General features: G+C 73.4%; 12 protein-coding genes and 1 pseudogene. 11 read left to right on the forward strand and 2 right to left on the reverse strand.

Features of this window, described 5'->3' with window-relative positions; genetic code table 11:
- The first annotated feature begins 110 nt into the window (after positions 1-110).
- Together IEZ04_RS22010 and IEZ04_RS22015 are read left to right on the forward strand one after the other, a co-directional pair.
- On the forward strand, positions 111-614 hold the full coding sequence (locus IEZ04_RS22010) for an ATP-binding protein (protein WP_189218675.1): 504 nt from the start codon (positions 111-113) through the stop codon (positions 612-614).
- A gap of 88 nt (positions 615-702) precedes the next feature.
- The gene (locus IEZ04_RS22015) at positions 703-1,905 is read left to right on the forward strand and encodes a YncE family protein (RefSeq protein ID WP_189218676.1); all 1,203 of its coding nucleotides are present in this window, start codon (positions 703-705) and stop codon (positions 1,903-1,905) included.
- A gap of 88 nt (positions 1,906-1,993) precedes the next feature.
- On the opposite strand, the gene IEZ04_RS35825 is transcribed toward IEZ04_RS22015, so the two are convergent.
- Entirely contained in the window at positions 1,994-2,218 is a 225-nt protein-coding gene (locus IEZ04_RS35825; RefSeq protein ID WP_189218677.1) for a hypothetical protein, read from the reverse strand.
- A 35-nt stretch (positions 2,219-2,253) separates the two neighbouring features.
- Between IEZ04_RS35825 and IEZ04_RS35830 the strand changes: the two genes are divergently transcribed.
- The 9 genes and pseudogenes from IEZ04_RS35830 to IEZ04_RS22065 all read left to right on the forward strand — a co-directional run bounded on the left by IEZ04_RS35830 (position 2,254) and on the right by IEZ04_RS22065 (position 12,205).
- A complete protein-coding gene (locus IEZ04_RS35830; RefSeq protein ID WP_189218678.1) occupies positions 2,254-2,442 on the forward strand; it encodes a hypothetical protein in 189 nt (62 codons plus the stop codon).
- Positions 2,443-2,491: 49 nt separating this feature from the next.
- The gene (locus tag IEZ04_RS22030; protein ID WP_189218679.1) at positions 2,492-2,704 is read left to right on the forward strand and encodes an EF-hand domain-containing protein; all 213 of its coding nucleotides are present in this window, start codon (positions 2,492-2,494) and stop codon (positions 2,702-2,704) included.
- 110 nt (positions 2,705-2,814) lie between these two features.
- Positions 2,815-3,495: pseudogene (locus tag IEZ04_RS22035) on the forward strand (NADPH-dependent F420 reductase); the annotation flags it as partial.
- A gap of 342 nt (positions 3,496-3,837) precedes the next feature.
- A complete protein-coding gene (locus tag IEZ04_RS22040; RefSeq protein WP_189218681.1) occupies positions 3,838-4,716 on the forward strand; it encodes a hypothetical protein in 879 nt (292 codons plus the stop codon).
- Complete coding sequence (locus IEZ04_RS22045) at positions 4,713-7,010, forward strand: ATP-binding protein (protein WP_189218682.1); 2,298 nt, start codon at positions 4,713-4,715, stop codon at positions 7,008-7,010. The genes IEZ04_RS22040 and IEZ04_RS22045 overlap by 4 nt, the downstream gene beginning before the upstream one ends.
- A 44-nt stretch (positions 7,011-7,054) precedes the next feature.
- Positions 7,055-8,785, forward strand: coding sequence for a vWA domain-containing protein (locus tag IEZ04_RS22050; protein ID WP_189218683.1), 1,731 nt, complete (start codon positions 7,055-7,057; stop codon positions 8,783-8,785).
- A 117-nt stretch (positions 8,786-8,902) separates the two neighbouring features.
- On the forward strand, positions 8,903-9,583 hold the full coding sequence (locus IEZ04_RS22055) for a vWA domain-containing protein (protein ID WP_189218684.1): 681 nt from the start codon (positions 8,903-8,905) through the stop codon (positions 9,581-9,583).
- 49 nt (positions 9,584-9,632) lie between these two features.
- Positions 9,633-10,562, forward strand: a complete 930-nt coding sequence (locus IEZ04_RS22060; protein ID WP_189218685.1) for a protein phosphatase 2C domain-containing protein — start codon at positions 9,633-9,635, stop codon at positions 10,560-10,562.
- On the forward strand, positions 10,559-12,205 hold the full coding sequence (locus tag IEZ04_RS22065) for a protein kinase family protein (RefSeq protein ID WP_189218686.1): 1,647 nt from the start codon (positions 10,559-10,561) through the stop codon (positions 12,203-12,205). The genes IEZ04_RS22060 and IEZ04_RS22065 overlap by 4 nt, the downstream gene beginning before the upstream one ends.
- A gap of 27 nt (positions 12,206-12,232) precedes the next feature.
- Here IEZ04_RS22065 and IEZ04_RS22070 read toward each other — a convergent pair whose 3' ends face one another.
- Positions 12,233-12,910 carry a Crp/Fnr family transcriptional regulator gene (locus IEZ04_RS22070; protein WP_189218687.1) on the reverse strand — a complete coding sequence of 226 codons (678 nt, stop codon included), beginning with the start codon at positions 12,908-12,910 and terminating at the stop codon, positions 12,233-12,235.
- Positions 12,911-12,912 lie beyond the last annotated feature (2 nt).

The following is a 12,912-nucleotide window of genomic DNA, read 5'->3' on the forward strand; positions in this document are numbered from 1 at the left end:
GTTCTCTGCCGGTGGCATATGCCGCGCCCGGTCTCCGGAACGAGCCGTTCCGGAGGGTCCATTCCTCCGGAACGGCCCCGGACGGCGTCCTGGGCGGCCATGATGGGGGCATGGCGGGGCTGGAGGGTATCGAACAGCCGCGGCAGCACGGACGTGCGACCGCGGCGCGCTGGTCGCCTGCGGTCGAGGACGAACAGGCGCTGAGCACCCTGGAACTGCTCGGCGACCCCACGGAGGCCGAGGTCCCGCTGCCGTCCCGGCCCGAGTCCGCGGCCGCCGCGCGACGGCTGGCCCAGGTCGTGCTGCTGCGTCAGTGGGGCCTCACGCCCAGGATGACCGAGGACGCGGTCCTCCTCGTCTCCGAGCTCGTCGGCAACGCCGTCCGGCACACCGGCGCCCGCGTCTTCGGCCTCCGCATGCGCCACCGCCGCGGCTGGATCCGCGTCGAGATCCGCGACCCCTCGCGGGGCCTGCCCTGCCTGATGCCGGTCCAGGAGACGGACGTCAGCGGCCGCGGCCTCTTCCTCGTCGACAAGCTCTCCGACCGCTGGGGCGTCGACCTGCTGCCGCGCGGCAAGACGACCTGGTTCGAGATGCGCGTGGCGGACCGCTGAGCACTCCGGGCGCCCGGAGCGCCGTACGGCGGGACCGGTGCGCCATATGCCGGAGCAGCGGTCGCACCACCGCACATGACGGCCTTGGATGGTGAGGGTGACCTCGACCGTCCGGCGCGCCCTGCTCGCCGCCACCGCCGCCACCGCACTCGCCGCCCCCGCCGCCTGCGGCACCGGTCCCGACGACCGGGCCGGGGAGTCCCGGACGACCGCCCGGGCCGCCCGGGAGTCCGGGCGCGCACCGGCCGTGCGCGGCCTGCCCGGCATGCCCGAGGTCCTCGACCCGGCGGACGTCTACGCCGCCGACCGCCCGAACCGGCTCTCCCCGGTGGTCGAGGACTTCCCGTCCCGTGTCTACGTCCCCAACTCCGAGTCCGACACCGTCTCCGTCATCGACCCGGAGACGTACAAGGTGATCGAGACGATCCGGGTCGGCCGCCAGCCGCAGCACGTCGTGCCGTCCTGGGATCTGAAGACCCTGTGGGTGAACAACAACCGCGGCCACACCCTCACCCCCCTCGACCCGAGGACGGGCCGGGCGGGCAGGCCGGTCCGGGTCCACGACCCGTACAACCTCTACTTCACCCCGCACGGCAAGTACGCCGTCGTCATGGCCTCCCTCGACCGCGAGCTGGTCTTCCGTGACGCGCACACCATGCGGCGCGTCCGGACCGAGCCGGTCGCCTGCTACGGCGTCAACCACGCCGACTTCTCCCGCGACGGCCGGTACTTCGTGGTCTCCTGCGAGTTCAGCGGCGAGCTGCTCAAGGTCGACACCGAGCGGATGAAGGTCGTCGCCCGGCAGAAGCTGCCCCTGGAGGGCGCCATGCCGCAGGACGTGAAGCTCTCCCCGGACGGCAGGCGGTTCTACGTCGCCGACATGACGGCCCACGGCATGTGGGTGCTCGACGCCGAGGACGGCGAGAAGTTCGGCACCCCGAAGCTGCTGCCCACCGGGAAGGGCTGCCACGGCCTGTACGTCAGCCGCGACAGCCGCGAGATGTACATCTCCAACCGCGGCGAGGGCAGCGTGTCCGTCTTCGACTTCCGCCGCGACCGGCTCACCAAGAAGTGGCGCCTGCCCGACGGCGGCAGCCCCGACATGGGCGGTGTCTCAGCCGACGGCAAGGTCCTGTGGCTGTCCGGCCGGTACGACGCCGAGGTGTACGCGATCGACACCCGCACCGGCAGGCAGCTCGCCCGCATCCCCGTCGGCAGCGGCCCGCACGGCCTCGCGGTCTACCCGCAGCCGGGCCGCTACTCGCTCGGCCACACGGGCGTCTTCCGTTAGGGGGGACGGCATCGGCCACGTGCTCCTGGGTCTGCACCCGCTGGAAGGCCCGGACTCACGAGCGTGAACGACGACGGCACCGCACTCCTCACCGTCGGCGGCCCGTTCCGCGGGTGGCCACCGCCTGTACGGCACCGCCTCCGTGGCCCGTCCGGAGCTGATCGGCATCCTGCGCGAGCTGGGGCCCGGCCTGGACGACGTACGCCGTGTCCTTTCCGGGGAGACGACGGCCGCGCAGCTCGCGGCCGAGTTCGTCGAGGAGATGTTCGACGGGCTGGACGCCGTGGACCCGGACATCCGTGAGCGGGTGCACGGCACGGCCACGTCGGCCTTCCCGGGGCCGACGAGGTGCCGCGGGACCTGCCGGGCGACGGCGACCGGACCGCCGTACCGGAGCGGCTGCGGGCCGCCTTCGACGAACGGGTCGCCCGCTACCGCGAACCGCTGGTCACGGTACGCGGCACCTGCCCCCCGCCCGCCCACCGGGAGGAGTTCGCCTGGGTGGTCGCCGCACTGCGGGCCCGGGCCGACGGTTAGTCTGACCTGCGGCAGTACGACAGCGAAGCACGAGACGAGGGGTGGACCGGTGGCGGACATCGAGGAAGCACGCAGGCATTTCGACCGGATCGACACGGACGGCGACGGGTTCATCACCCCCGCCGAGTTCAAGACCGCCCTCGCCCAGCAGGGCGACTGGAACGTCACCGAGTCGGTGGCCGAGGCCCTCATAGCCTCCCGTGACCTCGACGGCGACAAGCTGCTGTCGTTCGACGAGTTCTGGTTCCACCTGAGCAAGTGAGCCCCGTCGGCACGTGAGTCCTGGCCGGAGGGGCGCCGCCGCGGTGACGCGGGGCCGCCCCCCGGAATACCCGGCCGACCCCGGGGGTTGGTGCCGACCGGCACAGCCACCACCAGGAAGGGTCAGCCATGAAGATCGGCATCATCGGCGCGGGCAACATCGGCGGCAACCTCACCCGGCGGCTCGCGGCCCTCGGTCACGAGGTCTCCGTCGCCAACTCGCGGGGACCGCACACGCTCACCGGCCTCGCCGAGGAGACGGGGGCGACCCCCGTGCCCGTCGAGGAGGCGGCCCGCGGAGCCGAGGTCGTCGTCGTCACGATCCCCATGAAGGCGATCGCCGGCCTGCCGTCCGGCCTCCTCGCCGGGGCGGCGGAGGACGTGGCCGTCATCGACACGAACAACTACTACCCGAAGCAGCGGGACGGCCGGATCGCCGGCATCGAGGACGAGGGCCTGACGGAGAGCCAGTACGTCGCCCAGCAGCTCGGCCACACGGTCGTCAAGGCGTTCAACGGCACCTACGCCCAGGACATCCTGGACCGCCACCGCCCCGAGGGCGCGCCCGACCGCCTGGCCGTCCCGGTGGCCGGCGACGACGAGGCGGCGAAGGCCCGCGTCCGCGCCCTCATCGAGGAACTCGGCTTCGACACCGTGGACGCGGGCCCGCTGGACGAGTCCTGGCGCCAGCAGCCCGACACCCCGGTCTACGGCCTGCGGGGCGGCGTCGAGGATGTCACCAAGGCGCTGGCGGACGCGTCGCCGGAACGGAAGCCGGAGTTCCGGGGATAACCGGGGTTCCGGCCGGCCGCCGACCCGGGGGACCCTGACCGGGCGCCCCCGCGCCGCGCGTCCACGACACCCGTGTCCGTCACCGTCCGGTGCGGTTCCGCCGGGCGGTGACGGTGCGGGGGAACCGCGATGAGGGGAAGGCGCCACCGGGAGCGACCCGGGCGGGCATCGCCGGTGGCCGTGCGGCATCCCAGGTGCCCGGAGGCATGAGCGTCCCGGTGCCTGGGGGAGAAGTCGGATGCGCCACAGTGTGCGCCAGTTGGCGTAGACACCGTCGGCCGCGGCTCCTATCCAGGGAGTCGCGGGGGCAAGCGGCTCCTGCCGGAGCACAGGAGGTCGCCGATGGTGGCGCCGGATCCCCTGAGCCACTGGATCGTTCTCCTCGACATCGAGGACTACAGCCAGCGCCCGGAGACCGCTCAGGCGACACTGCACGAAGAGCTCTACCAGGTGATCGCGTTCGCGCTGTCCCGCGCCGGTCTCGGCCTCGACCGGTGCGCCGTGCAGGACCGCGGGGACGGCATGCTCCTCCTCGTACCCATCGGGACCAGCCCCACCCGGCTGCTGAGGGAACTGGTGCGCGGGCTGGAGGACGCGCTGGCGGAGCACCGCGGCAAGTACAACGAGGACCACCGGATGCGGCTGCGGGTCGGGCTCCACCAGGGGCTGGTGATCCAGCGGGGCGAGCGGTGGACCGGCAGCGCCATCAACGACCTGGCCCGTCTGGTGGACGCCGGGCCGGTCAAGCGGGTGCTCGCCCGGGCGGGCCGGGCCCATCTGGTCCTGGTGGTGTCCGAGGAGATCCACCGGTCGGTCGTGCTCGGCCGGTACCCGGGCATCGACCCGGCGGCCTACCTGCCCGCCGACTTCGTCACCAAGCACGACGAACCGCGCCGGGGCTGGGTCACCGTGCCCGGCTATCCGGCACCGCCCGGACTTCCCGCGCGTGCGGGGGAGCCGCCACGTGATCCCGGAAGGCCGGGGGAAGCCTCCGGCACGTGCGGCGGCGCGGGAACTGTGGGCGGCGGGAGCGCCGCAAGCCAGGCACCGCCGCCCACAGCGCACATCCAGCAGGTGACGGGCGGCCAGGTCGTGGTCGCGCACGAGGCCCTGGGCGTCGCCGGTGACTACGTACGGGGCGACAAGAACGTGCACCACCACTCGCAGGCGCCCGACGGCGCCGCCGAGTACCGCCGGGCCGCCCCCGGAAACGGCTCATGAGTACGCCCGCCGAGTCCGGTCCGCCCCCTTCCCCGTCCCCGCCCGCGGCGCCGCCTCCACCGGGCCCCGCCCCGCAGGACTCACCGCCCGGGCGGACGCCCGCACCGCCGGGAACCGGGGACAAGCCCGCTTCGGACGGCCGCGGCGCCCAGAAGGCGGGACCGTCCGGGTCCGCCGGTGCCGGTGCCGCTGCGGGCCCCGGCGCCGGAGACGACACCGCTCGGCCCGGCGAGGGGAGCATCCGCGCCGAACTGCTGCGCGAGGCCTGGACGAACATCGGCGGCGACCACGTCCAGGGCGACAAGTTCGTCTTTCACACCGAGGGCCAACAACCCATCCTGCGGACCCTGCCCGACGGTGTGATCGAGTCCGCACGGCACGCCTTCCAGCCTCCGCCTCGCTGGGAGGACATCCAGGCCGACGCCTGGCACCGTCGTTCGGTCGTGCTGCGCGGGCCGGGCGGCGCGGGGAAGACCACGGCCGCCGTACGGCTGCTGATCGCCGCCGGCGCCCGCGCCTACTACCAGCTGGACTCGGTGGCCGAACTGACCGGCTCGACCGACCCGAGCCGGTTCGACGAAGGTGCCGGTCTCCTGCTGGACGACCCCCGCGACCTCGGTGAGCTGCGCGGCTCCCACCTGACGGGCCTCGAGGACCTGCTGGAGCGGGCCGACGCCCACGTGGTGCTGATCGCCGGGCCGGACGCCGAACTGGACCACTCCGTGGGCGAGTACGTCCAGCGTGTCGCCCGGCCCGACGCGCTGGACGCCGTGCTGGCCGCGCACCTGGCACACCGGCTCGGCGAGGAGGAGGCCGAGCGGGTCCTCGCCGCGGACGGTGTCGCCGGTCTCGCCGACGAGCTGCTCGCCGGTGCCGCCTGCCGCGATGCCGCCCGGCTCGCGGAGGTCCTCGCGCACGAGTACCGTGCCGGCGGCGACCTCGGCCTCGACCTGGACCGGGTCCGCACCCGGATGGACAGGACGGGCGGCGAACCCCCCGAGGAGTGGTTCGAGGGACTCGGCGACACGGTGCTGCGCACCCACGCCGTCGCCCTCGCCGCCCTCAACGGCCTGCCGCGGGAGGACGTGGCGATGGCCGCCTCGCGCCTGCTGGAGCGGTTCAGGACCGAGCGGGGCGTCCTCGCCACCAGCGTCGAGCAAGGGCCCGTACCGCTGCGCCAGGACCCGTTCGCCCGGTCCGGCCGGTCGCTCGCCGAGCAGTTGCGCTTCCGCACCGTCGACAGGATGGTCTGGGACCACCACGGCTGGGTGCCCTGCACCGTCGCCGAGTACCGCGACCGCGACTACCCCCGGCGGATCATCCAGCACGTCTGGTCCGAATACCGCGTGCAGCGGGAACTCGTCGACTGGCTGGCCGAGCTGGTGGACTCGCCCCTGCTGAGGGTGCGCAGCTTCGCCGGCACCGCGCTGGGCCTGATCGCCGCCGCGTCGTTCGACCACATCGTCTACCGGGTCTTCCCCGGATGGATCGTCCACGAGCGCAACGGAAACCGGCGGCGCGAGGCCATCGCCTACGCCCTCAGCGTGTGCGCCCGCTACCGCCGGCTGCTGTCCGGTGTGCGCGACCTTGTGGGCTATTGGTACACGAGCGGGCGCTGGCAGGAGCAGGCCGCCGCCGCCCGAGCGTACGGTTCGTGCCTGGGCGGCGCCGACCTCGGCACCGCACTCCAGGCCCTGACCAGGCTCGCCACCGTGAACCACGTGCAGGTGGCCGTCGCCATCGGTGATGCCTGCGCCGATCTGGTGGCGGACGACGTGGCGGAGCACGCGCCGGCGGTGCTGCGAGCGGTCGCCGAGATGGTGCACGAACCGAGCAGCCGGCCCCAGGGCCATCTGATCTTCCTGAGACTTGCCGACAGCCTCGTCGACGTCGAGGAACCGGCCACGGCAGGCACCACGCCGCGGTGCAACCGTCCCTCCCTGCTCCAGCTCGCCGCGGACAGCGATCCGGGAGGCGAGCAACGTCGGCTGCTCGGCTACCTGTGGTCCGAGGCGCTGGGCGGCGAACAGCACGCCGACTTGGCGGCGGCCGTGCTGGAACGCTGGGCGGCGCAGGCGGAGAACGACCCCCTCCTCCTCGATGAGCTGGTCCGCTTTCTGGCAGAGGACGTGGCCGCGCGCAGCCCACGCGCCGGCCGGCTCCTGCGGTGGTACACCGTGCGCTGGACCGAGCCGGACCACCTCCGTCACCTGCCCCGCTCGGCGGCGGTCCTCGCTGAAGCCCTGCGTGGCTCCGAGAACGCCGCACCCGCCCGGTCCGGAGGTGCCCGGTGACCCAGCCGCTGTCGTTGATCGTCCATCGCTCACCGGTGCCCCGCATGGCTGTGGGCCCGGTCAGGGAGACGCTGCCGTACGTCGCCGTCGTCTACGCCACCGCGAGCGGTGAGGTGGCCTGCTTCGGGGGCCGGCCGCTGAACCCCGTGCGGCAGCTCCTGTCCAGGTACCGCACCCGCTTCGAGGTCGACATGCGTCCGAGGCGGTGTGCCGGCGTCCTCTCCCCCGACCCGCTGGTCTCCGCCGACGGCGTGCACTGCTTCGAGGTGCGGGTCTCCTTCTCGGTCCGTGTCGCCGGCTGGCAGGGTGCCGAGGCCTGGGTGCGGTCCGGCGTGCCGGACGCGCTGCCGAAGGTGCGCGGCTGGTTCCTCAGCCGGTTCCACGGCGTCGGACGGGACTTCCCCATAGAGGACTCCTTCGCCCTTGAGCGCCGCCTCGAGGTGTTGTGCGCCGAGCTGCCGGACGTCCTCGACGTGGGGCTGCGGGTGTACGACTGCCGGGTGTCGGTGCGGCCCGACGCCGCCTCCCTGTCCTATCTGCAGTCCCTGATCGGAGCCCGCCGACGCGAGGAGCTCGGCAAGGCCGAGCACACGCCGAACAGGGCGGACGTCGTACGGAAGGGCGAACTGGACGCGCTGCAGGACGAGTTCGCTGTCGTGAGCGCGGCCCGGCAGGCCAAAGCGCTGGCCGGCACGCTCACCACCAGCGAGGGGCTGATCCGGCACTACTTGGTCACCCACCCGCACGACGCGGCGGTCGCCTTCGACATGGCCCGGCGGCTGGAGGAGGTCCGCGCCGCCACCACCGAGCACAAACACGAGCGCGCGCTCGACCTGTTCCGGGTGATGGCGGAGAAGGACCTGGTACGGGCCGGTGACCTGGACCGGATGCGCGAGCAGCTGACCGGCACGATGGACCGCGCCACCGGGGGCGACGGGCGCACCGCCTCCGCCGCGACGCCTCAGCTCTCCGGCGCCCGCCCCTGGGACGCCCCCGGGACGTCGGCACCGCACGTACCCGCCCCGTATTCCGAGGAACCCGTCCCTGGACCGCAGCAGCCCACTGCCACGAAGGCCGGTCCCGGAGAGACCGCGGCGTCCACCCGGTTCCCCGGTACCGCGCTGATCTACCTCGTGCTGGACGAGTCGCTGGGCCGCGAGTACCTCGACGAGCTCCAGCGGGGCCTGCAGAACCTGCACGCCACGCTCTCCGGCGAACCCGACGTCTCGGCCGTCCTCCGGCTGTGCGTGCTCGGCATGGCCGACACCACGGAAGTGCGGCTGCCCCTGGCCAGGGTCGGCCCCGGTACGCCGGCCCCCAGCCTCGTCACCCGGCGCGGGCTTTCGTACGGCCGGGCCTTCCGCACGCTGAGGTCGCTCGTCGGACAGGACGCCACCGTGGTCAGGACCGAGAGTGCGCAGGTGCTGCGGCCGGTCGTCTACTTCCTCACGGGCGGCGTGCCCGAGGAGGGGAACGCCTGGCAGGCCGCCTGCCAGGAGCTGACCGACCGGTCCGTCAACCCGGCGGCGCCCCGGATGGTGGCCCTGGGGCTCGGCCGGGCGCAGCCGCCGGCCGTCCGCGCCGTGGCGACGTTCCCCGAGTTCGCGTTCGTGGCCGCCGCCCACCAGGACGCCGCCGTGGCCACCCGGACCCTCGCCGCGTTCCTCTGCGAGAGCGTGGTCGGCTACGGGCGGCGCCTCGCCGGCGGCGAGGCGACCTTCACGATCGTCCCGCCGGACGGCTTCCGGCCGGCGGCCGGGGGAGGACACGAGTGACACCTGAGTGTCGTACCGACGCACCGTCACCGACTGCACCGACCGGCGCAGTACGGCTCATGGACCGAACCTCCTGACACGCGTCAGGGGGACACAGGGGGACAGAACGGAATGACGATGACGGACAGCAACCGGGGGCATGTGCTCCCCATCTACGTCCTCGCCGACGAGTCCGGCTCGATGACCGACCTCATCGACGACCTCAACGACGGGCTCAGGTCGCTGCACCGGACCTTGCTGGGCGAGCCGATGGCCGCGGCCAAGGTGCGTTTCTCGGTGCTGGGCTTCTCGGACGACGTGGTCGAGCGGGTCCACCTGGCCGACCTGCGCGGCACCGACGAGTTCCCGCTCCTGACGCCCCGCGGCAGGACCAGCTACCTCGCCGCCTTCGAGGACCTGATCGACCGGATCCCGGCCGACGTGCGCAGCCTGAAGGCGGAGGGGTACCAGGTGCACCGGCCCGCCGTGTTCCTCCTCAGCGACGGCCGGCCCAACCCCGACGAGGACTGGAAGGACGCGCACCGACGGCTCACCGACCGCAACACGACCCTCGCCGCGCCGAACGTGATCGCCTGCGGCATCGTCGACGCCGACGCACGCACGATCGACGAGGTCGCCACCCGGCCGGAGTTCGGCTTCGTCGCCGAGAAGGGTGCCGACGTGGGTGCGGTCATCGCGAAGTTCTGCGCCGCCCTCACCGCGAGTGTGATCGCATCCGGCCGGTCGCTCGACTCGGCGCACCCGGTACTGGAGGTGGAGAAGCCGGAGGGCTTCACCGTCGCGATCGATGTGATCTGACGTGGCGGCGCACCGCCACCGGCGTCCCGGTGAGCAACGGGAGGCGGGCGTGCCCGTGCCGCCCCCTTCCGGGCCGGTGGAGGAGGAGGCGGGCGGCTGTCCCTGGGGCACGCTGGTCGTCGGCACCGCCGGACCGGCGTTCGAGCCCCGGCCGCCCACGGGCCTGTCGTACCGTCCCGACACGGTGTGCGACGGCTGGTCGACGGACGCGGTCGATCTGCGGCTGGCGTCGGTACGCGGGTACCAGCACCGGTACGACGGCCGTCCGCGTGAGGACGACGCCGCAGCCGGCTGGGACGAGTGCACGGGCACCGTGGTGTTCGCCGTCGCGGACGGTGTGTCGGAGGCGCGGCAGCCGCACATCGGCGCGCAGCTGGCCTGCCGGTGCGCGGTCGAGGAGATGCTGGCCCAGGTGCGGGCGGGCGGTGGCTTCGTCACGGACTGGAGGAGACTGCTGTCCACGGTCCACTGGCAGCTGCGCGAACAGGCCGGCCGGCTGACGCGTGCGCGGGATGCGGATGTGGAGGAGACCGCAGGACTGCTGGCGACCACCCTGGCCGCGGGAGCGGCCACCCCCGGCCCGGGCGGAGTGGAGATCACGCTCGTCTCGGTGGGGGACTCCGGAATCTGGACGCTCGGGCACGAGCGGCTCCGCCCGCTGGCCGGCGGGAAGCGGGCCGGGACCGACGGTCTGGTCTCCTCGGCCGTGCAGTCGCTGCCCTACGTCCCCGACGGCATCCTCCCGCTCCGCCGTTCCCTGGCCCCCGGCACCACACTGCTGGTCGGCACCGACGGTTTCGGCGATGCCGTGGGCGACGGACGGGGCGATGTGGCCCGGCTGTTCGCGAGCGAACTGCGCCGCCCCGTCCCGCCGGTGCGCTTCGCGCACCTCCTCGACTTCTCCCGGGAGACCTTCGACGACGACCGGACGCTGGTGGCCCTGTGGCCGCGGAGCGAGGGGCCCCGGTGCGGGAGATGAGGGTGCTCTGGGTCCGGTCCGACCAGCTCGGTGAAGACCGGCTGGACCGGCTGGGCGACGGGGGACAGGGTGTCGTCCACGGCCTGGCCCGGCCGCCGGACGGGCTCCGAGGGATGCGCCTGGCCTACAAACGGTACAAAGTGGCGTTCGACACCGACGTGCTCCACGACATGTGCGGCTTCCTCGACCTGCTCCGCGACCGGGACCGCGCCTTCCTGGAACCACGGCTGGCCTGGCCGGCCGCCCTGGTCTACGAGGGCAGCCCGCCGACGGCCCTGCCACCGTCGGCGAACCCGGACACGAAGGTGGTCGGCTTCCTGATGCGCCGGGTGACCGGTGCGTTCGAGTTCACCAGCCCCCGGCTGGGGCGGACGACACCGCGAGGCCTGGAGTTCCTGCTCAACGACGACGCCTACACGGCGAAGATCGGGCTGCAGGTGGACGACGGACAGCGGCTGCGGCTCCTGACCGACCTGGCGCGAACGCTCGACCGGTTGCACCGGCAGGGGGTGACGGTGGGCGACCTCTCCCCGAAGAACATCGTGTTCACGCCGGCCGGACGGGGCAGGTGCCTGCTGATCGACTGCGACTCGATGCGCTACCGGGGCAGGGACGTGCTGACGCAGGTCGAGACCACCGGATGGGAGGTACCGGAGGAAGAGGAGAAGGCCACCGTGGCCTCCGACTCCCTGAAGTTGGGACTGGTCGCCCTGCGGATCTTCAACCGCAGTCAGGACAGCGGGGACGTCGGGCCGCTGCGCGGCGTGTCGGCCGAACTCGCGGCCCTGGCAGCGCGAAGTCTGAGCGAGGAGCCGCACCGGCGGCCCACGCCGGCCGACTGGCTGTCCGTGCTGGAAACGGTGGGCGACCGGTGGACGGTGCGGCGGAGCCCGGCCGGCCCCCGGCGGTGGACCGGCTCGTACGCGACCGCCGCCGGCGCCCCGCGCCCGCAGGGGGAAGCCGGCCCGGCGGCGCCGGGTGTCACCACTCCCGGCCGTGGGACCGCGGGCGCCGGCCGTGTGGTCGCCGCACTGGTGGCCGTGCAGGTGGTCCTGCTCGTCCTGCTCGGTCACCACGTGACCCGCCTGCTTGCCTCGGCGGGCGGCCCCGACGGCTCCCCGGCGCCCGGGGCCGGCGGCGGCCCGCACAGCACCACGACATCGGCGAGCGGCCCGGGCGCCGGCTCGAAGAAGACCGACGAGTCACCGTCGCCCCTGGCCGGAGCTCCCGGCGCCGCCGTGGACTATGCGCGGGTGGCCGGCCATCCGGAGGCCCGGGAGGTGGCCGAAACGTTCGCCCGTTTCTTCGGCGCCGTCAACACCCGCGACTACGACACGGCGCTGAGCTTTTACGACCCCGCCTCCCCTGTCTACCGCCTGGAGTCACAGGCCGGCCGTGACCAGTGGAAGAAGGCCATGTCCACCACCAAGGACAGCGACCTCGTCCTGGGCGCCCTGGACACCTCCGGTGAACACACCCTCGCCACGCTCAGTTTCCGCAGCCGCCAGTCCCCCGGATACGGGCCGGCCGCCCGGCCGAACGACACCTGCGGCGACTGGAGGGTGACGTACCAGCTGACCTACCAGGACGGCTACCGGATCCACGGGGCGCCCTGGGACGGTGTGCATTACGAGCCCTGCTGATCCCCGCGCCGCTCCGGATGCAGGTGATCAGCCCTCGTAGACCTGCTCCTTCAGCCGCTCCGCGGAGCGCACCAGCAGTGACTGTCGCCCCGTGACCACCCAGCCTGCCGAACGCCACTGCTCCAGCACCCGGCTCACCGTGCGCCGCGAGGTGAGCAGCAGGCCCGCCAGATCGTCCTGGGAGAGGGACAGGGCGATACGGCGGCCGGTGCCGTCGGGCTCCGGGTGGCCGCAGCGTTCGGCCAGGTCGAGCAGTAGGGCGGCGAGCCGGGCGGGCACGGGCTCGGTGATCCCGGTGCGCTGGACATCGGCTTCGCGCAGGCGCTGGGACAGGGTCTGCTCGAGCGCGGTGGCGAGGCTCGGCCGGGACCGGACGAGGCCGAGGAAGCGGGCCGCCGTCACGTGCAGTACCTCGACCGTGGTGGCGGTGAGCAGTGAGGCCGAGCGGCACCGCCGGTCGAGACCGGCCTGTTCGCCGAGGAGTTCGCCCGGACCGCGCAGGGCGAGCAGGGCGCGGTAGCCGGACGGGGACTGTGCCACCACCTTGACCCAGCCGCGCAACAACACGATCAGATGGTCCGAGTCTTCCCCCTGGGCCAGCAGTTGCCGGCCCGCGGGCACGGACCTCTGGGCCGCCGAACGCAGCAGCACCGTGCGGTCGGCCGGGGCGAGCGCTTCCCAGAAGGGGACGGGACGGTCACCCATGA

This window comes from Streptomyces ruber (assembly GCF_014648075.1).
Taxonomy (GTDB): domain Bacteria; phylum Actinomycetota; class Actinomycetes; order Streptomycetales; family Streptomycetaceae; genus Streptomyces; species Streptomyces ruber.